The sequence below is a fragment of the Nocardia sp. NPDC058114 genome (assembly GCF_042884695.1).
Classification (GTDB): Bacteria; Actinomycetota; Actinomycetes; order Mycobacteriales; family Mycobacteriaceae; genus Nocardia.
The window spans coordinates 506,121-522,586 of the sequence record NZ_JBHVTK010000001.1 but is presented as its reverse complement, the minus strand read 5'-3'; the positions used below and the strand labels follow the sequence as shown (position 1 = coordinate 522,586).

Sequence of the window (16,466 nt, the reverse complement as noted above, 5' to 3'; positions counted from 1 at the left end):
GTTCATCACCTGGTGACCGGATCCGGATCCACCGCGACACCGGGCACGACGGTGAACTCGGCGTCGAGCGGGCCCTTGCTGCGATAGACCGCGAGCGTGTCCCGCAACGCGGTCAAGGAGATGCCGCGTTGCGAGCCCGCGGCGATCTGTGCGCGCTCGGGATGGGAGAAGTAACTTCCGCCGCTCTGGTGTCTGCCCGCCGCGATCGCGCCCGGTAGGTCGGCGAGCACGGCCGAGAGCAGTTCGGTTCCGCTGCGGTTCACGACGTCGTCCTGATAGATGACGGACCGGCCCGCGTCAGGGACAGCCAACTGGCCGATGATCGGGCCCGCGTCGATCTGTTCGTCCTCGATCAGATGCGCGGTGATTCCGAAGGTTCGGTCGTTCTCGATGGCCGAGAACAGCACCGGCCACAACCCGCGGCACACCGGCAGCGGAGCTGCGTGCAGGTTGACCACGCCGTGGGCAGGCAGATCGATGACCCGCTGCTTCAGGATCTGGTCGAACCAGTAGATGACGATCAGATCGATGCCTTCGGCACGCATCGCCTCGATCACGTCCGCGCCGTTGACATTCTGCGAATGAACATGGCGCAGGTCGTTGCGCTCGCACAGTTCCGCCACCGAGAGGCGGTCGCGTTCGCTACCGGTCACCGCCGAGCGAACCCTGTCGAGGCTCAGCCATGCGTTGTAGAACTGGAACGACGACAGCAGGTAGCCCGCGAAGCCGAGCCCGGAGCGGCGAATGTGCTGGACGGCCTGTTGGGCGGCACTTCCCCGGGCCGGGCGGGTGACGTCGGAGGTGACGATCATCCTCACCTCCGGGTGGCGCGCCACGATTTCCGCCATGGCTGCCCCGGTCTGCGCGCACTCGACGGTGAACAGCGCGATCCGGTATTCGCTCATCGCGCACCAGCTTTCTGTAGTTGGGTGTGGATGTAGTCGGCGAGCGCGTCGAAGGACGCGGTGGTGTCGGGAGCCATGTCGTCGTCCCACTCGACGCCGAGTGTGTCTTCGAGCTCGACCATGAATGCCAGCAGTTTCATGCTGGTCAGCTTCAGCGCACGGATGCTCTGAGGGCCGGTGGTGTCGACGTTCGCGGGCACCGCACCGTCGGTGACCTCGCGCAGTACTTCGACGAGACGGTTGACGAGTTCTGTGTGGGTCACGCGGCGTCCAGTCGCAGCGCGGCGCGCACGACGGCAGGCCAGGTCGACGGGTTGGTGCCGTGCGCGTGGATCAAGGCGAGAGCGATCCGTTCGAGTCCGAAGGCCGCACAGGCGGTGTGGGCAGGTTCGCCGGCGACGGTGATGTCGAACGGTTCGCCGAAGTGCTCCTTGTGGCAGTTGGCACTGGCGACCGCTTGCACGAGTCCGTCTCCGACGGCGACGCACTGCTCGTATTTGAGCTCCTGTTCCTTCTGTGTGGCGCTCATCAGTCGACCCGCCGCGCCGAAGAACGGATCACTGGCGGGAACCACCGACACCTCGAGACCCAACGATTCCAGCCAAACACGCTGCCGCTGGACCCATTCGTCGCGCCAGGCGGTGCAGTCGTCGGCACCGGCGATACGCACGAATTCGCGCATCCGGAAGCTGCGCAGCCGACCGAGTTCGTGAGTGCCCTCCTGCCGATAGCAGTGTGCTTCGGCGGTGAGCACGGTCGGTGCGTCGAGGTCCTGGCCCTCGAACAGCGGGTAGACGTGATAGCAGGTGGCAGGCAGTACGCACAGATCGCTGATCTGCTGGTCGTCATGCCAGTGGCCGGCCTCGGCCGTCCGAGCGGCATCCAGCTCGCGCCACCGCTTGGCCGAGCCGGTGAACGAGTGGATGGTGCCGAGCAGATCGGGGAAGGTGTCGACATAGCCGACACGTTCGAGCAGCGATCGCGAAATCACCGGCGGCACCGCCAGTGGCGTCGGCTGCTGGGGAGCGGCGAGTTCGAGCAGCGCGGCGCGCATGCCGGAGATGATGGTGTCGAAGGCGTGGTTGGTCACGCTGACACCCGGTGTTTCCGAGGCGATCAGCACGGCGTCGGGGGACGCCAGCAGGGTGTTCGGGGAGATGGTTTCGATGCTCATGGTCATCCTCGCTTCAGCAGGGCAAGTTGGGTATTGGTGGCGATGAGCCGCTCGTTGCCGATCATCAGCCGTGCGGAGTACAGGTCACGCAGGTGACGAGCGACTGACAGCGGGCCCGCTTCGGCGTAGCCGGCCATCCCGCAGATCTCGAGGGCGAGTTCGACGACATCGACCGATCCTCGGGAGACGAGCACCTTCAGGTCGTTGAATTGCATGGTCAACCCAGGCCCACCGAGGGTGTCCAGCGCCGCTGGGTCATCCCAGATCGGGGCATACCGGCGGACCGAATCGGCCAGCAACGCTTCGAGTTGGGTCAGGATTCGGGCCGCATCGGCCAGTCGCACATCGGTGGTTCCGCGTTTGCGGACCGCGGTTTGGGCGCGTTTGAAGGCATCGGCGGCGACGCCGATCCATACCGCGGCCCACAGGATGTGTGAATGGGGCACCATCGTGGCTGCCGCGATCGTGTCGAACCCGGCGGGCAGCACATGCGAAGCAGGAACCACGGCGTTGAAAGTAAAAGCAGGACTACAGGTTCCGCGCATACCCATCGGATTCCACCCGGGTCCGGTCGGGACGAGCTCGCTCGACGAGGCATCGGCCAGAACCGCCACCTGGTCACCCGCGTCCGCGTCGGCACGGCGGCGTGCGGTCACCAGGTAGGCACCGGCGTGCGCACCGTAGGACACGGTGGGCGCTTTCTTCCTCAGCGCGGCGCGATCACCGTCGAATTCGACCGCGGCCGTCGAGGTGCGCAAGCTACCACCCACACCGACCTCGGAGGTGATCGAGGCGACGAGCGTGCCGTCGGTGACGTAGCGGGTCAGGGTGGCGACGAGTTCGGTACCGTCACCGTGGTGGCGTGCGATGCAGGCGATTTGGACTTGGTGCATCGCCCACACCATCGCCGATGCCGAGCACCCGCGGCCCAGTTCCTTCGCGACGCCGACTTGCTCGTTCAGCGACAGCTCTGCTCCGCCGTACCGACGTGCGACGGCCGCGCCTAGCAATCCTGCCTCGTGGATCGCCGCGACGGATTCGGCGGGAAACACCGCTTCCCGGTCGACGGTGGCGGCATGTGCGGAAAGCACCTGTGCTGCAACTGTCTTCGCGACCCTGATCGGGTCGCCGATCGTCATCGGCTCACGACCGACCGTGGTCGTCATGCCGACACCATCGTGTCGTCGTCGATCTGAGTCCGCACCGCGGCGGCGATCGAAGCGACAGAGGTGAATGTCGCTCGGGAAAGCAGCGCTTCGGGAAACTCGATGTCGAATTCGTCCTCGACGGCCATCATGACGTTCACGCTGTGCACCGAACTCATGCCGGCCGCCCACAGATCGGTGTCGGTACCGATGATGGTCCCGGCCGCGCCGAGCGAAGTGTGGGCCAGTACGAGCGAAGTGATGCGTTCTTCCATCGCTGTCCTCCTGTGGTTCTCGTAGTTCAGAGGGGGTCGATCGTGGTGGTGAATTGCAGGGCGACCATCGCGATCGCGTAGTCGCCGTCGTGGCTGAGGCTGACCGAGCCACCGACACACCCGTGCGCCAGCGCTGCGGCCCTGGTGTGCTCGTGTAACCGCAACATCGGCCGGCCGTCGTCGTGGCTGACGGTCTCGATCTCGCGCCAGCGCAGCGTCGGTAGCGCTGAGGCCAGCGCCTTGAACGTGGCCTCCTTCGCCGCGAACCGGGCTGCCAGCGACGCGGTACCCGCAGTGCCTTGTGCGGCGCAGTAGGCGCGTTCGGTATCGGTGAAGACCCGGTACAGGAATCGCTGACCGTGGCGGGCCAGCACCTGCTCGAACTGCGGTTGATGGACCAGGTCGACGCCGACTTGCGCGAAGCTCACGTGCGGATGCGGTCAGCGGCCAGGTAGTCGGTGAGCATGGCGTTGAATGCCGTTTCGCGACCGTGCAATTCGGTGAGCAGTCGAGCCAATCGCGCCGGGCGCGGTGCCGCGTTACCCGAGGCGATCTCTCTGGCCATGGTGTGCGCCAGATACCAGCGTCGCGACAGTCCTGCCAATGCTTTGGCCACATCGGGAGCCCACGACCGGTCCAGGCCACCGACCAATTGCCCGAGCACGAGCCGTTCGGCGGCGACATCGGCGACATCGGCGACGCCGTCACCAGCTTCCACGTCCACCGCGAAAGCGGCGGCGATGCCGAGTTCGCCGCGGTGAGCCGCGACTTCGGTAGCCAGCAGCTCGATGATCTCGGCTTGATCAGCGGGCCGACCGTCGAGGCCGGAGCAGACAATCGATACGCCTGCTCCAGCCTCGCTCATCCGCGACGCGGCGTAGGCGGCCAGGTTCATCCGCCGCGGTTGTGGATGGTTCATGGCATCGGCAACGACCACGTAGTCGTCATGATGTTCGAGCACGACAACGGCATGGGTGAGGTGCTCGAGATTCTCATACGGCGACGGGATGTCGAACGAATCCAGCCCAACGATCAGATCGCCTGCCGCAGCGAGGATCTCGCGCTCGAATCGGATCGCGTCCGACCAATCGGTATGGTGATGCGAGTTCAGCGACAAGCCGGTCACCCGTGCGGTGTTGGCCACCGTGCGCTCGCCACCGGTGAGCCGAGTCGCACTCCGGCGCCCGAATCCGAGCGCCGGGCCGAGTGCACTCAGCGGTTCGGCGACACCCCGTTTGCCGAGGATGTTCGCCAGTGCCTGCAGGAAGCACGTGGCGAACGGGGTGTCGCCCTGCATGGTCAGCCCACCGCCCAACGCCCCGATCATTCCGATGCCTCCTGCAGTACCCGAATCTTGCGCAGCGGCGCCGGGAAGTACCAGTTCCAGCGGCCGAGCATGGTCATCGTGGCGGGGACGAGGATCAACCGGGTGATCGTGGCGTCGACCGCGACCGCGACAGCGCAGGCGATGCCGAGCTGCTGCACCACCGGAATACCGGTCACCCCGAAGGCGGCGAATACCGCGATCATGATCACCGCGGCGCTGGAGATGACGCCGGCGGTGCTCCCGACGCCTTCGGCGACCGCACGCCGATCGTCACCGGTGGCTTCCCACCGTTCCCGGATACGAGACAGCAGAAACACTTCGTAGTCCATCGAGAGGCCGAAAACGACAGCCAGGACCAGCGGTAGCGCCAGGCTCTGCACGTGTCCCAGCGGCTCGATGCCGGTCAGGTCCTTCAACCAGCCCCATTGGAACAGTGCGACGATCACACCGAATCCCGCGCCCACCGAGAGCATGTTGGTGACAATCGCTTTGAGCGGAAGCACCAGACTGCGCAGCAGCAAGGCCAACAGCAGATACGACAGCACCAGCACGAGAGCTGCCACCATCGGCAGCCGCTCACGAACGAGATCGATCAGGTCGACGCCGCCGGCGCCGGCGCCACCGACAGCGACCTGTGCGGTGCTCTCGATTCCGGTGGCGGGAACGATCTCGGAGCGCAGCGATCGCACAAAGGCGCGCGCGGCATCGCTCTCGTAGTCGGCGCGCAGCACGACAGCCAGCACACGGATGTCACCTTCGGCGCCGATAACCTCTGCCGATTCGACCAAGGAGTCAGCGCGCAGGGCAACAGCCAGTCGTCCGGTGTCGGCATCGACCGCACCCCCCTCGCGGGCTTGCAGGGTGATGACGACAGGCGCGTCAGCACCCGGCCCGAGCAGCCGGTGCGCGGTTTCAGCGGCCTGGCGTGCCGAATTCTGCCCCGGCAGCTGACGCAAGGTGTCATCGCCCATCCGCAAGGACAAGACCGGCGCGATGAGCAGCGCGAGAACGCCGAGCGCGAGAACCGTCGCAATGACCGGTCGTTCGACGACACGGACAGTCCAGCGGTACCAGAAGGTTGATTCCAGGGGTCGTTCGACCGCGCCGGCCTTGACTCGGCCGATCCGGGTGGCGAGCAGCTCGAGCAGCACAGGCAGCAACGTGACAGTCACCAGTACAGCAACGCAGACCACCAGCACCGCGCCGAGCGCCATGGAACGCAATGCCGCGTTGTCGATGATGAACACACTGCTCAGTGCCGCGACAACCGTCGCGCCGCTGGCTACCACCGCCATCCCCGACGTGCGCATACTGATGGCGCGAGCTTCCGCTACGCTCGCTCCGCCTCGCAGTTCCTCCCGGAACCGCACCACGACGAACAGCGCGTAATCCACCGCGACGCCGAGGCCGATCATCGACGACATGTTCACCGCGAAAACAGACATCAGCGCGTGTTGGGAGATCAGGTAGATCGCCGCACCGGTGACCGCCAAGCTGACGCCCGCGATCACCAGCGGCAGTGCCGCGGCCGCCAACGAGCCGAAGATGACCAGCAACATGATCAGAAGGACCGGCATGCCGATCATCTCGGCCTGTTTCAGACCGCTTTCGGAGACGTCGTGCAGCGCCGCCGCCTGGGCTCCGCGCCCGGCGACCTGAGTCCGGCAACCCTGCTCGCCCGACGACTCATCGAAATGATGGGTGAGGTCGCGACCCGCGTCGATCGCACCGTTCCATCCAGTCGCCACATGCAGTGGAATCGCCAGTTCACGGCGCCCCGCCGCGGCAGCCTGTTGCGCCGCGACCGCCGCGGTCGCGGGCACCGAGACGGCGCTGCCACCAGCGCCGACCTGGGCCAGTGACCGCTCCAGTTGCCTGCCCGTCGATTCCGGGGCGACGTCGCTGTCGCACCGGATGACCAGCAGCAGCTGTTCCTGGGACAAGGCCGGGAACTTCTCGGCAACCAGTTGCTGAACCTGCTGGGATCCGCTGCCCGGAACCTCGTAGCCGCCGGCAGTGAGCCGGTCGGACTGGTGCAGCATCAGCGGCAACGCGGCCGCGACCAGCAGCAGCCATGCCGCGACGACCCACCAGCGGTACGCGCCGGTGAGCTGAATCAGTTTCCTCACCTGTGGCTACTTCGCCCGAGCTTCGGTGGCGGCGACGAATCCCGCGACCGAGGACTGGAATCGGTCGGTAGCCTCGAAGAACGGCAGATGGCCACAGCCTTCGATGATGTCGACACTGGCCTCAGGCAGGATTTCCGCCAAGGCGTGCAGCGAGGCAGGGCTGTTGCAGAAGTCGTCGTCGCCATTGAGAAGCAGTGCGGGCGCGGTGATCGAGCGCAACAGATCCGCGTCATCGCTCGCATCGATCGACTCACGCAAGTTCTCGGCGAGCTGCTCGGCAGTGTTCATCGCCAAGAAGCGCTCACGCAGCGCCAGGTAAGTGGCGTTACCGCCGAGCGCGAGCATCTTGTCGCCGAACACCAACGGATAGATCTGATCGAAAAGTGCTCGCGGACCGCCGGTTTCGACAGAGGCCAACCAGGACTTCGCGATACGACGACGACGATTGGAGCCCCACGGGCTCAGCGGCGTGCCGATCAGCACCAGCCCGGCGACACGATCAGGGTGTGCCACCGCGAAATCACGACAGATCAACGTCGAGATGGATGTACCGACCAGGTAGGTCTTCTCGATCCCGAGGTGATCGAGCAGCGACAGCAGATCGTCGGTGTGTTGACCGAAGCCGAGCGCGGCATCGCCGGAAGTTCCCTGATTACGCAGGTCGTAGGTGAGGACCTGGTGGTCTTGCACAAGATTGCCGGTAAAGGCACGCCACGCCGTACTCACCACGTAGATCGTGGACACGAAGGTAATGCTGGGGCCCTGCCCCTCGACCTCGTAGTACAGCTCGCAACCATCGGCCGTGTGATGGACCGGGCTACCCTCCCGATAGCTCAAATCCACCGCTTCGATGCGGTCAGCTTCCATCATGTTGCTCATCTGCATGCCCCTTGCGCACAGCAAAGCAGAGGCGCACAGCGCCTCCACTTCGACCTGAGAAAGTAGAGACCCCACCCCGGGGTTCCACGTGTCATCGAATTCAGGAATCCAACTGACCCAACGGTTTACGCCGTTGAAGCCCGGCCACAGTCGGCCGTCATCCCCCGTTACCGATCTGCCCCTCAGTAACGCCTGTGACTTTACGTCACAGATATTGAAACCCGCAACGCGACAACACCGTGCCCGCCCTCACACTCGATGCCGTAGCAGATCCATCGTGACGGCAGTCTCAGCAACGAACATCAAGCGTCAGATCTCGACATGGCTGATTGCCATGGTCTTCCCACGCAAACACGAAACTCTCACTCCCCAAACAGGCCGCCGCGGCGGGGATCCGGATCGCGTCATCGTCGCCGCACCGACCCCGATGGTTTCGCCGAATCCTGGACCTACGACGGCGAAAACAACCACCTCGCCCACACCAACCGCAACGGCGGCACCACTCGCTACACCTACGGCGGGTTCGACAAGATCGCGACCCGAACCGACCCTGACGGCTCAACCACCCGACATCTGTACAACTCCGAACGCCAACTGACGGCCGTCATCAACCCCCTCGGCCAATGCTGGACCTACCAGTACGACCTTGCCGGCCGCCTGACCGCTGAAACCGACTACACCGGCGCCACGACAGCATTCACCCCCGGCGAACACACGAACCTGCACCCCCGCACGGGACTTCCCGACCCGAACCGGATCGTATCCGAAGACGGAACCCGCAGCATCCGGCTCGGAAATCATGAAATGAGCAGCGGGCCAACCAAATTTCACTACCACGAAGAAACATGGACCTACAATCCATCCGCAAACGCGTGGCACCTCGACAACCGAGTTGTCCGAGTGCCCTTCCCGAAGGGAACATGGTGATGCTGGTTACCCTGCTGACCGACATGCCGACCGGCACATCGGGACTGGTCAGATCACGCAGCGGCGACTGGCCCGCAGTGTGGGCCGGACGGAAGCCCGGAGTAGCGGGCGTCCAGTACGACGTGGAGATCGAACTGGGCGACGAGGTCTCAGAAATTCATGTTTATGATTCCGATGCACCTGAAGAGGGAATCTATCTGAAGGATGGTCAACTCATGGTTTGCTGTACAGTCACAACCATTTTCGACGACGGAATCGTTGCACTTGACCTTAAATCCGGAAACCTTCTAATCGAAGCCAGCAATCCACTCCCCACACTCCGTGTCGGTCAAGTAGCTTGCGCTTCTCCCAGCGAAATATCCTTATTCCCAACCGACATCTGAGCCTCACTCCATGGGATGGGGGTGCCGGACTGGTCAGCACGCCGGCAGTGATCGAGGGTTCACCGATGCATGTCGAGGCGGTCGGAGCCTGCCAGCGAGAATGACAGAACTCGGCGCCCGCGTTGATCCCAGGGGTTCCGCATGCATCTTCGTGAATCAGCCTCCCGTCCAAGCAAAGCCGCCTACATTGATGCCGTGAGCCACCGCAGCCGCCTGTGCCACATCGTCATCGACGTCGACGACCTCGACGCCGAAGTCCACACACTCGAAGCACTCGGAGCCATCCGCTACGACCACCAACGCGAGCGCCGATTCGAATTCTGGATCCTGCAAGACCCCTGGAAGAACGAATTCTGCTTGCTGCACACCGAATTCCCCACGCTGCTGTCCCAGCGGCCGACATGGACCTAGCAGCTCGCACCGAAATCGAAGACGCCCGTCCGCGCGACATCGGCAAAGATCAGGGTTCACCGCGTACCGAGGGGCACACGATTTGAGCGAGATCGCACTCGATCCGATCGCGAGCACGCGAGAGCTCGACCGGGTGATGTGGGTCCAGTCGCGCGGGCTATGGGACCTGCGGACTAGTTCGAGAACCCGGCATCGGCTCAGCAATGAATGCCCTCGAGCGCGGAAGCGCCCTGCCGATCGTCCCGGATCTGCCCGTTACCACGATCATTGAGATTCTCCTTGCCAAAGCGGGCAGTAAATCAGCCCCCAGTCTGTGGACCCCCAACTCAGGACAGGACAAATGCCCGCTGGCTGCGATCCGATCGCTGCCCCGCCGAGGTCACGATGCCGACGCGGTAGCTGCCCGCGAGGGCGCCGAGGACCCGCTTCGACCTCATCTGCCACTGTTCCCGCCAGGTCAGCTAGCCATTGTCCGCCACGATCATGTCGACTGTTTGTGCTGCACAACGCCGGTTCTCGCCCACCCCACCGCGCCCGCCACGCTTTGCCCAGCCGACGACGTAGAGCCCCTCGATCGGCTCACCACTCACCGGCGAGACGACCCGGCCATGATGGTTGTCGACAGCGCCGTCGGATCTCAACGCAACACCCGGCAACGGTTCACAGGTGAACCCCGACGCCATGATGACCGAATCGGCGGTGACGACGTTTCCTGCCGCGGTCTTCAGTCGGACTCGACCACCGGCGGCGACCTTGTCTGTGTCGAGGCGAATGCGGCCCTCAGCCGTCGTCAGCGCGGTCACTTCCTGTCCGAAGATCAGCTCGACCGACAGCCGCGCTGAGCGCGTCGGCGCACTGCCCTCTCGCGCGAATGCGGATAGCAGGCGGGCGAGTGGATCCTTCGAGTCGACACCGATCCGCGTCCCACCGGTGTCGACAGAGATATCGACATCGAGCTGGCTCAGTTCGTGCAGCGCTGAGAAGGTGAATGAGGGCTGAGACGCCGACGAACGTGCGACGATGACCACCCGGCTGATCGGCGCGCCTGCCCGAGTAATGATCCGTCGCTTGGCGATGGTCGTGGCGATATCCAGCGCGACATTCCCGCCACCGACGATCACCGCGGTCGGTCCGGCCAACAGCCCGACCGGTCCGGTGCCGTCTGTTTGTGCGGCGTAGGCGGCGACCAGCACATCGATGGCTTGATGGACATCTGTGGTTGCCGCCGCGGCGATCTCTCGCGGCCGAGTGGCTCCGTGTGCCAGAACCACCGCGTCGTATCGCTTCAGAAGCGATTGCATCGTCACCTCGACACCGACACGGGTATCGAACCGGGTCTCCACCCTGGGGTCGGCGAACGGCACATCGAACAAACGGGCCATCTGCCGGATCCCCTGCTGATCCGGTGAGACCGCGGTCCGCAGCAGCCCGCCAAAGTGAGAGCTCTGTTCGAACACTGTTATCTGCACAGAGCTGGAGCGTTGCAGCAGCTCGCGCACCGTGTACATCGCGGCCGATCCGGCGCCGACGATCGCGACGCGAATCGGGCCCGAGCCCAAGGCCGTCGGGATCGCCGGTGTAGTGATGCGCGGTGATCGCGATGTCGCGAGCAGGTCGAAATACACGCCACTTTGCTCGGCGTACGTCTGCTCGGTCTCGGTCAGCGCCGTGTCGGGCTTGATGGCTTGTGCGGGGCACGCATCGACACACGCCGAGCAGTCGATGCACGCGGCAGGGTCGATATACAGATGCTCGACGAGCTCGAACTCCGGTTCGCCGGGTGCGGGATGGATGCAGTTCTGCGGGCAGACCTGCAGGCAGGACCCGTCTTTGCAACAGTGCCCGAGAATCACGAAACTCACTGCGGGTCGCCTTTCACAGCAGGTTCGACTTGCGGTAGATGGTGCCTGCGACCGTATTCAGCAGTCCTTCGCGGGCGAGGAACTCCACCAGGGGTGCAGTCGCCCGGCGGAACATCATGCGATGCTGCTCGTTTCGGTCGATGTCGTCCTTCACCGCACGCCAGTCGAGCCCGAGATCCAGGTAGACTTTCTTGTTGACCAAGCCTCTGGCGATGACGTGCGCGCCCACGGCGATCAGAACAGCACTGACATTGCGACGAACCGACGAGACACTGCGCAGGTGATCTCGGATCTTCTGGCGCGCGAAGCTCATGTGACGCGATTCCTCTACTACGTGCACGTGTGAACTGCGTCGGACCGCGGGAGCAACTCGGTCGTCGATCGACCAGTCGCGTTGCATCACATCGAAGATCTCCTCGCCCGCCAGGACGATTCCGTAGGCGACCTCTCCCCAGGCGAAGGTGCGAAACAACCAACCAACGACGACAAGCAGACGATCCAGGGGGCTGTGGCGCTCACCGAGGCGTTCGATCGCAGCGACGAACATCAGCGAGTGCAGGTTCTCGTCGGCGCATTCGTTGAACAAGAACTTCACATCCGCACGTGTCGGGTCGACGCTGTGATTGCGGCGGAGCAGAACGATCTGCAGTGCGACTTCCAGCCAGATCGCCACGCCGAGAAAGTGAGAGACCTCGCGTCGGGTCAGCTGCATCCGCTCGGTCTCGGCCATCCGATTCCAGGTCGGTGTTCCATAGAGCGGGGACCATTCCGGCGTCATCCCATACCAGTCAAGATCGATGTGGGCGTCGGTTGAGTCGTTGCGTAGGTCGAACGAGAGCCGTTTCGCGGACTCGAAGAGTTCTCCGTACAGGGGTGTGGAATCTTCTGGCGTGGGCATATCAAACTCTCCAAATCGACGCCCGTGCAGCATGGTTCGCGTGCACGACTATCCGAGGACTCGGGTGCGTCAGTTCCAACGGTGATTTCGGCTCGTTAGTTCGTCATCCGACGGGTATGTATACGGCCGATCGGTACATCTCGTGCACCACGAGCAAAACCTGGCGAACGTCAGCGAATGTCAGGACCGTCGTGGTGGACATGTTCGGCTCGAACGAATGTCCACGCGGTCAATGCAGTGAACAGTCGCCAGTGAGAGGCATGCGTTCCGGGCAGGCCGGTCAGGGCCAAGATCCGGCGCATGCGGTAGTCGACGGTGTTGGGATGTATGCACAATCGACGGGCACTTCTTTTGCGATCGAATCCCTGGCGAACAAGCACCTCCAAGGTCTGCAGCAGCTCTGGGTGCTCATCGAGAGGCTTTAGAAGCGACATTAGGTGGTCGCGCCCAGGTCCAGGGCGCGTGACCTGGTACTCCACAGCCAGTTCTCCCAGCCTGTAGAGCTGCGGCTCCTTGCGGAGGCGGATGGCGAGGTCGAGTAATTCGTGAGCGGTCCCGGCCGCTTCCGAGATCGAGGCGGTCGCGGACTCGACGGCGACCGTAGTGGTGGCCTTTCGCGCGGCCGCAGACAACAAGGCGGGCAGGTCACCGATCCGACGACCCAGGTCTGAGGAAGCAGGAATCAGGATCGTGCCGTAACCCGGGCCCAAGAGTGCCGGTACCGGAAACCCGCATTCGGCCGCCAGGCATCGGCGGATGTCGTCCAACCGAGCCTCGGGGATCGCGGTCGCCCGATCGGTCAGGGCCGCGTCCGGCGGTGGGGAGAATCCGGCAGCGACGACGACGAACGTGTTGGCGGTGGGGATCTGGAAGTGTCGGGCGATCGATAGGTTGATGCGGCTGCCGGACAGCAGCGACATCGCGAACTCGTTGAGTGCGGCAGCTGTGGCGCTGTCTTCCGAGTGCATAGGTGCACGGAGGTTGTCATCGATTGTCAGCATCAGATCTCCAGTCGCGCGTCACGTCCGGTCCCGGGCCCCGCTACGGGACCGGACGTGTTGTCATCGGTTCGAGGTCATCGCTTGGCGGCGGCGTCGGCGATGGCGCGGAAGGCGTGGATGGCTTCGCCCATGTTGACTTCGGAGTTGAGGTCTTCGCTGTTCTTGACGATCACGATGCCGTCTTTGGGCGAGACGTAGATGAACTGGCCGAGGATGCCGATCGCGGAGTAGTCGCCGCGGTCGCCGTCACCGAGCCACCACTGATAGCCATAGCCGTAGTTGTTCTCCGAGCTTTCGGGCTTGTCGGGGCGCAGGTTGTGCGGCTGCAAGTGCGGGGCGGAGGCGTGGGTGGAGTCTTTGACCCACTGCGCGGGCAGGACCTGCTTGCCACCGGCCTGGCCGTCGCGTAGATACAGCAGCCCGAACCGGGCGAAGTCGCGAACAGTCGCGTGATAGCAGCAGTAGCCGACGGCGTTACCCTTGTAGTCCTTGCCGATCAGCGCCGAGGTCTCCATCCCGGCCGGCTTCCAGATCCGATCCTCGACGTAGTCCGAGAGCGACTTACCGGTTGCCTTCGACACGACCCAGCCCAGGACGAAAGTGTCCACGGAGTCGTAGTTCCACTTGGTTCCCGCGGGCCGCTCGCGTTTGATCTCCTTGGCCTGGTCGGTCAGCGACGTGCCGGCAACCATGCGGATCGTGGTGGCGGTCGAACCCTTGGTGGGGTTGGTGTAGTCGGTTTCGTCGTAAGCGGTGCCCGACGACATCTGCAAGACGTTGCGGATACTTACCCCGTTGTAGCCACTTTTCGCCAGGTCCGGGACGTATTTGGTGACCGGGTCGTCGATCGAAGCGATCCGCCCCTCCGACACCGCGATGCCCAGCGCGGCGGAGGTGATGGACTTTCCGACCGACCACGAGTTGAAGCGGCTGGTGGCCGAATAGCCGCCGAAGTAGCGCTCATCGAGGATCTGGTTGTCCTTCATGACCAGGAATCCCCTGGTCGAAGAACGATCGAGATAGTCGGCGACAGTGCGGGTCTTGCCGTTGTATACGTAGGTCGCATCGAGGGCTTTGAGCCCCTGCGCGGTCAGTGACTCGGGCCGGTTGGCGGCGTCTGCGGTGTCGGTGAAGTAGAAGGGCACGTGCGGCAACAGGGGCAACGGCAAGGCGCCGTCGGCGTGTGCGGGTGCCGCCCACGGCGCCGACAGCACCGCCGCCGCCGAGATCGCGACGACCAAACTTCGCTTGAACATTCGTTCTCCGTTCATGTGAGGTGGCCAGAATGCAACCATTTGTCACCACTGGTGTCAACAGTGGTGCTTAAATCGCAGGTATGCTGACGCGATGCCGACCAGTCCTGCCGCCCCTACCCGAAAGCGCCGTCCACGAGGTGTTCTCACCCCGGATCGGATCATCGAGGTGGCGATGGGAATCATCGAAACCGACGGCTCCGATGCCCTCACGTTCCGGCGGCTCGGCACAGAGCTCGGAGTCGACCACACCGCGGTCTTGCGCCACTTCCGCGGCAAGGACGATCTGATGCTCGCCCTGGCAGACAGACTGATGGCCGAAGCGCTCAGCGGTGTCGAGGTGAGCGACGACTGGCGAGCCACCCTCAAAGGGTTGGCGCAGCGTGTGCGGCTCGCCTGTCACGCACACCCGCAGGTCGCAGTGGTGGTTTCCGGACGGACCAGCCGCAGAGCATCGGAATTCGAAGGCGCCGAAATCGTCCTCGGCGCTCTGCTACAGGCAGGCCTACAAGGCCGCGAAGCCGCATCCTGTTACCGAGCCCTGGTCGAGATCGCACTGGCCTACGCATCCATGGAAGCCACACTCATGGCTCTACCCGCCGACTCCATGGCCGGTGACCGCGACGCCTGGAGCCGTGAATACCTCGCCTTGTCCCCGACTCGATATCCCAACATCGCCGCGGTCGCGCCACACCTGGCCGAGGTCGACGAGGAAGACCAATTCGACGTCGCGCTCGACCTGTTCATGGACGCCATCGAGGTACGGGCAGCTCGTAGGTGACATCGCGCCCTGCCCGTAGGTCGCACTCGAGAAGGTCGCTGCGCTGAACACGCAGAGACGTTCATTGAGCGTGATCGGCCTGGACCCGGTCGATGTAGGCATCTACACCCGGTACACCAGAGCCATCAACTGGAGATAGGCGTCCTCGGCGAGATCCCTCACCACGTGCTCATGATGGATCTTCGGAGCCACGAGCACGTGTCCCAGCACGGTCGGATACTTGCACAGAAACGCGATGTCGTTCTCGGTCTCGGCAACCACCTCGTGCCATCCGTCGCTCCCCGGGCCGGCGGCCACCTCGCAGATAAAGCAGGAGCTCGACTGAACTCGATGCACATATGCCACCACATCGAACGGAATACGTTGCATACCAAACGATTCTGCCGACTCAGCTAGGACGCTGCCACTCCCGGCTGAACCGCGCGGCAGTCACCTCGAACTGAGCATGCCGACTGCCGTCGTCCATCCACTCTTCGGCTGCCTAATACCGGCGTCAAAGCCCGATCCCGGCCGGCCCAGCCGGCCGAAGCGCGACTTATTGCCGGTCCGCGGGCAACGACCCTGCTCGTATTGCACGAAATCGGCCGGCCAACACGAAAGACGTACCCGTCCATCCATGATGCATAGTCCCAGTTGGTTTCAAGCCAGCAGGCCCAGGAAGACCTGCGACAGCACGTCGAGTCGGCGTGCCGACGCTCGACGGAGGGTTCCGAGAAGCAGATCCGGATAGCAATCGAAGACATCAACGCAGTGATGTGGCCATTCCGCCACGCGATTGAGCTGATTTGCGCCAGTTCGTCGGCTGAAGCTACCGAGCTTTATGCACCGCGCGGAGCGGGCAGACGAAGGCGATTGTGACGGGCAACACTTCTCGTCGGGCTTGTCGAGCACGATCGGCTACCCCGCCAGTCAGCGTCGAAGCCCCCGAAACTGAACGCTATTACACGGCCATCGCCAAAAAGACTCCGACCTGCACTTTCTGGTGGTCCCAGCTGGTTTCGAACCAGCGACCTTCCGCGTGTGAGGCGGACGCTCTCCCGCTGAGCTATGGGACCGAACACTTGTCGGGCGGGTTTTGAGCCGCTCGAACGAGATGGAACATTAGCACGGGGGGCC

At 63.9% G+C, this 16,466-nt stretch carries 18 protein-coding genes and 1 tRNA gene; 4 read left to right on the top strand and 15 right to left on the bottom strand.

The window, feature by feature from the left end:
• Nucleotides 1-5 precede the first annotated feature (5 nt).
• From ACFVVI_RS02340 to ACFVVI_RS02300, 9 genes are read right to left on the bottom strand one after another with little or no spacing between them, the layout of a single operon-like run.
• Nucleotides 6-905 (bottom strand): formyltransferase family protein, encoded by a 900-nt coding sequence (locus ACFVVI_RS02340; protein WP_387442608.1) that lies wholly within the window; start codon nt 903-905, stop codon nt 6-8.
• Nucleotides 902-1,168, bottom strand: coding sequence for a hypothetical protein (locus ACFVVI_RS02335; protein WP_387442606.1), 267 nt, complete (start codon nt 1,166-1,168; stop codon nt 902-904). Before ACFVVI_RS02335 ends, ACFVVI_RS02340 begins: the two co-directional genes overlap by 4 nt.
• A complete protein-coding gene (locus tag ACFVVI_RS02330) occupies nt 1,165-2,079 on the bottom strand; it encodes a hypothetical protein (RefSeq protein ID WP_387442604.1) in 915 nt (304 codons plus the stop codon). Before ACFVVI_RS02330 ends, ACFVVI_RS02335 begins: the two co-directional genes overlap by 4 nt.
• A 2-nt stretch (nt 2,080-2,081) precedes the next feature.
• A complete protein-coding gene (locus tag ACFVVI_RS02325) occupies nt 2,082-3,245 on the bottom strand; it encodes an acyl-CoA dehydrogenase family protein (RefSeq protein ID WP_387442602.1) in 1,164 nt (387 codons plus the stop codon).
• A complete protein-coding gene (locus ACFVVI_RS02320) occupies nt 3,242-3,499 on the bottom strand; it encodes an acyl carrier protein (protein WP_387442600.1) in 258 nt (85 codons plus the stop codon). Before ACFVVI_RS02320 ends, ACFVVI_RS02325 begins: the two co-directional genes overlap by 4 nt.
• A gap of 26 nt (nt 3,500-3,525) precedes the next feature.
• On the bottom strand, nt 3,526-3,927 hold the full coding sequence (gene acpS, locus ACFVVI_RS02315; RefSeq protein WP_378988749.1) for a holo-ACP synthase: 402 nt from the start codon (nt 3,925-3,927) through the stop codon (nt 3,526-3,528).
• Complete coding sequence (locus tag ACFVVI_RS02310) at nt 3,924-4,826, bottom strand: hypothetical protein (protein WP_387442598.1); 903 nt, start codon at nt 4,824-4,826, stop codon at nt 3,924-3,926. The genes acpS and ACFVVI_RS02310 overlap by 4 nt, the downstream gene beginning before the upstream one ends.
• Complete coding sequence (locus ACFVVI_RS02305; protein ID WP_387442597.1) at nt 4,823-6,955, bottom strand: MMPL family transporter; 2,133 nt, start codon at nt 6,953-6,955, stop codon at nt 4,823-4,825. Before ACFVVI_RS02305 ends, ACFVVI_RS02310 begins: the two co-directional genes overlap by 4 nt.
• A 6-nt stretch (nt 6,956-6,961) precedes the next feature.
• Nucleotides 6,962-7,834: an alpha/beta fold hydrolase gene (locus ACFVVI_RS02300; protein ID WP_387442596.1), complete on the bottom strand. Its 873-nt coding sequence runs from the start codon at nt 7,832-7,834 to the stop codon at nt 6,962-6,964.
• A 321-nt stretch (nt 7,835-8,155) separates the two neighbouring features.
• Between ACFVVI_RS02300 and ACFVVI_RS02295 the strand changes: the two genes are divergently transcribed.
• The 3 genes from ACFVVI_RS02295 to ACFVVI_RS02285 all read left to right on the top strand — a co-directional run bounded on the left by ACFVVI_RS02295 (nt 8,156) and on the right by ACFVVI_RS02285 (nt 9,555).
• Nucleotides 8,156-8,761, top strand: a complete 606-nt coding sequence (locus ACFVVI_RS02295) for a hypothetical protein (protein WP_387442594.1) — start codon at nt 8,156-8,158, stop codon at nt 8,759-8,761.
• Nucleotides 8,761-9,144 (top strand): hypothetical protein, encoded by a 384-nt coding sequence (locus ACFVVI_RS02290; protein ID WP_387442592.1) that lies wholly within the window; start codon nt 8,761-8,763, stop codon nt 9,142-9,144. Before ACFVVI_RS02295 ends, ACFVVI_RS02290 begins: the two co-directional genes overlap by 1 nt.
• 195 nt (nt 9,145-9,339) lie before the next feature.
• Nucleotides 9,340-9,555 carry a VOC family protein gene (locus tag ACFVVI_RS02285; RefSeq protein ID WP_378988737.1) on the top strand — a complete coding sequence of 72 codons (216 nt, stop codon included), beginning with the start codon at nt 9,340-9,342 and terminating at the stop codon, nt 9,553-9,555.
• A gap of 461 nt (nt 9,556-10,016) precedes the next feature.
• On the opposite strand, the gene ACFVVI_RS02280 is transcribed toward ACFVVI_RS02285, so the two are convergent.
• The 4 genes from ACFVVI_RS02280 to ACFVVI_RS02265 all read right to left on the bottom strand — a co-directional run bounded on the left by ACFVVI_RS02280 (nt 10,017) and on the right by ACFVVI_RS02265 (nt 14,572).
• Nucleotides 10,017-11,417 (bottom strand): FAD-dependent oxidoreductase, encoded by a 1,401-nt coding sequence (locus ACFVVI_RS02280; protein ID WP_387442590.1) that lies wholly within the window; start codon nt 11,415-11,417, stop codon nt 10,017-10,019.
• A 13-nt stretch (nt 11,418-11,430) separates the two neighbouring features.
• A complete protein-coding gene (locus tag ACFVVI_RS02275; protein ID WP_387442588.1) occupies nt 11,431-12,348 on the bottom strand; it encodes a diiron oxygenase in 918 nt (305 codons plus the stop codon).
• A 137-nt stretch (nt 12,349-12,485) separates the two neighbouring features.
• Complete coding sequence (locus tag ACFVVI_RS02270) at nt 12,486-13,316, bottom strand: PucR family transcriptional regulator (protein WP_387442586.1); 831 nt, start codon at nt 13,314-13,316, stop codon at nt 12,486-12,488.
• Between the two features lie 74 nt (nt 13,317-13,390).
• Nucleotides 13,391-14,572 carry a serine hydrolase domain-containing protein gene (locus ACFVVI_RS02265; protein ID WP_387442583.1) on the bottom strand — a complete coding sequence of 394 codons (1,182 nt, stop codon included), beginning with the start codon at nt 14,570-14,572 and terminating at the stop codon, nt 13,391-13,393.
• Nucleotides 14,573-14,663: 91 nt separating this feature from the next.
• Here ACFVVI_RS02265 and ACFVVI_RS02260 point away from each other — a divergent pair, with 91 nt between their 5' ends.
• On the top strand, nt 14,664-15,350 hold the full coding sequence (locus ACFVVI_RS02260; protein WP_378988729.1) for a TetR/AcrR family transcriptional regulator: 687 nt from the start codon (nt 14,664-14,666) through the stop codon (nt 15,348-15,350).
• A gap of 102 nt (nt 15,351-15,452) precedes the next feature.
• On the opposite strand, the gene ACFVVI_RS02255 is transcribed toward ACFVVI_RS02260, so the two are convergent.
• Together ACFVVI_RS02255 and ACFVVI_RS02250 are read right to left on the bottom strand one after the other, a co-directional pair.
• On the bottom strand, nt 15,453-15,719 hold the full coding sequence (locus ACFVVI_RS02255) for an HIT family protein (protein ID WP_378988727.1): 267 nt from the start codon (nt 15,717-15,719) through the stop codon (nt 15,453-15,455).
• 611 nt (nt 15,720-16,330) lie between these two features.
• Nucleotides 16,331-16,405 (bottom strand) — tRNA-Val (locus tag ACFVVI_RS02250).
• Nucleotides 16,406-16,466 lie beyond the last annotated feature (61 nt).

What these genes read in the sequence shown, in the direction of transcription:
- ACFVVI_RS02270 (WP_387442586.1), bottom strand. Translation starts at nt 13,316, where the DNA reads ATGCTGACAATCGATGACAACCTCCGTGCACCTATGCACTCGGAAGAC.
- ACFVVI_RS02260 (WP_378988729.1), top strand. Translation starts at nt 14,664, where the DNA reads ATGCCGACCAGTCCTGCCGCCCCTACCCGAAAGCGCCGTCCACGAGGT.
- ACFVVI_RS02330 (WP_387442604.1), bottom strand. Translation starts at nt 2,079, where the DNA reads ATGAGCATCGAAACCATCTCCCCGAACACCCTGCTGGCGTCCCCCGAC.
- ACFVVI_RS02320 (WP_387442600.1), bottom strand. Translation starts at nt 3,499, where the DNA reads ATGGAAGAACGCATCACTTCGCTCGTACTGGCCCACACTTCGCTCGGC.
- ACFVVI_RS02290 (WP_387442592.1), top strand. Translation starts at nt 8,761, where the DNA reads ATGCTGGTTACCCTGCTGACCGACATGCCGACCGGCACATCGGGACTG.
- ACFVVI_RS02275 (WP_387442588.1), bottom strand. Translation starts at nt 12,348, where the DNA reads ATGCTGCACGGGCGTCGATTTGGAGAGTTTGATATGCCCACGCCAGAA.
- ACFVVI_RS02265 (WP_387442583.1), bottom strand. Translation starts at nt 14,572, where the DNA reads ATGTTCAAGCGAAGTTTGGTCGTCGCGATCTCGGCGGCGGCGGTGCTG.
- ACFVVI_RS02310 (WP_387442598.1), bottom strand. Translation starts at nt 4,826, where the DNA reads ATGATCGGGGCGTTGGGCGGTGGGCTGACCATGCAGGGCGACACCCCG.
- ACFVVI_RS02300 (WP_387442596.1), bottom strand. Translation starts at nt 7,834, where the DNA reads ATGAGCAACATGATGGAAGCTGACCGCATCGAAGCGGTGGATTTGAGC.
- ACFVVI_RS02340 (WP_387442608.1), bottom strand. Translation starts at nt 905, where the DNA reads ATGAGCGAATACCGGATCGCGCTGTTCACCGTCGAGTGCGCGCAGACC.
- ACFVVI_RS02325 (WP_387442602.1), bottom strand. Translation starts at nt 3,245, where the DNA reads ATGACGACCACGGTCGGTCGTGAGCCGATGACGATCGGCGACCCGATC.
- ACFVVI_RS02295 (WP_387442594.1), top strand. Translation starts at nt 8,156, where the DNA reads ATGGCTGATTGCCATGGTCTTCCCACGCAAACACGAAACTCTCACTCC.
- ACFVVI_RS02255 (WP_378988727.1), bottom strand. Translation starts at nt 15,719, where the DNA reads ATGCAACGTATTCCGTTCGATGTGGTGGCATATGTGCATCGAGTTCAG.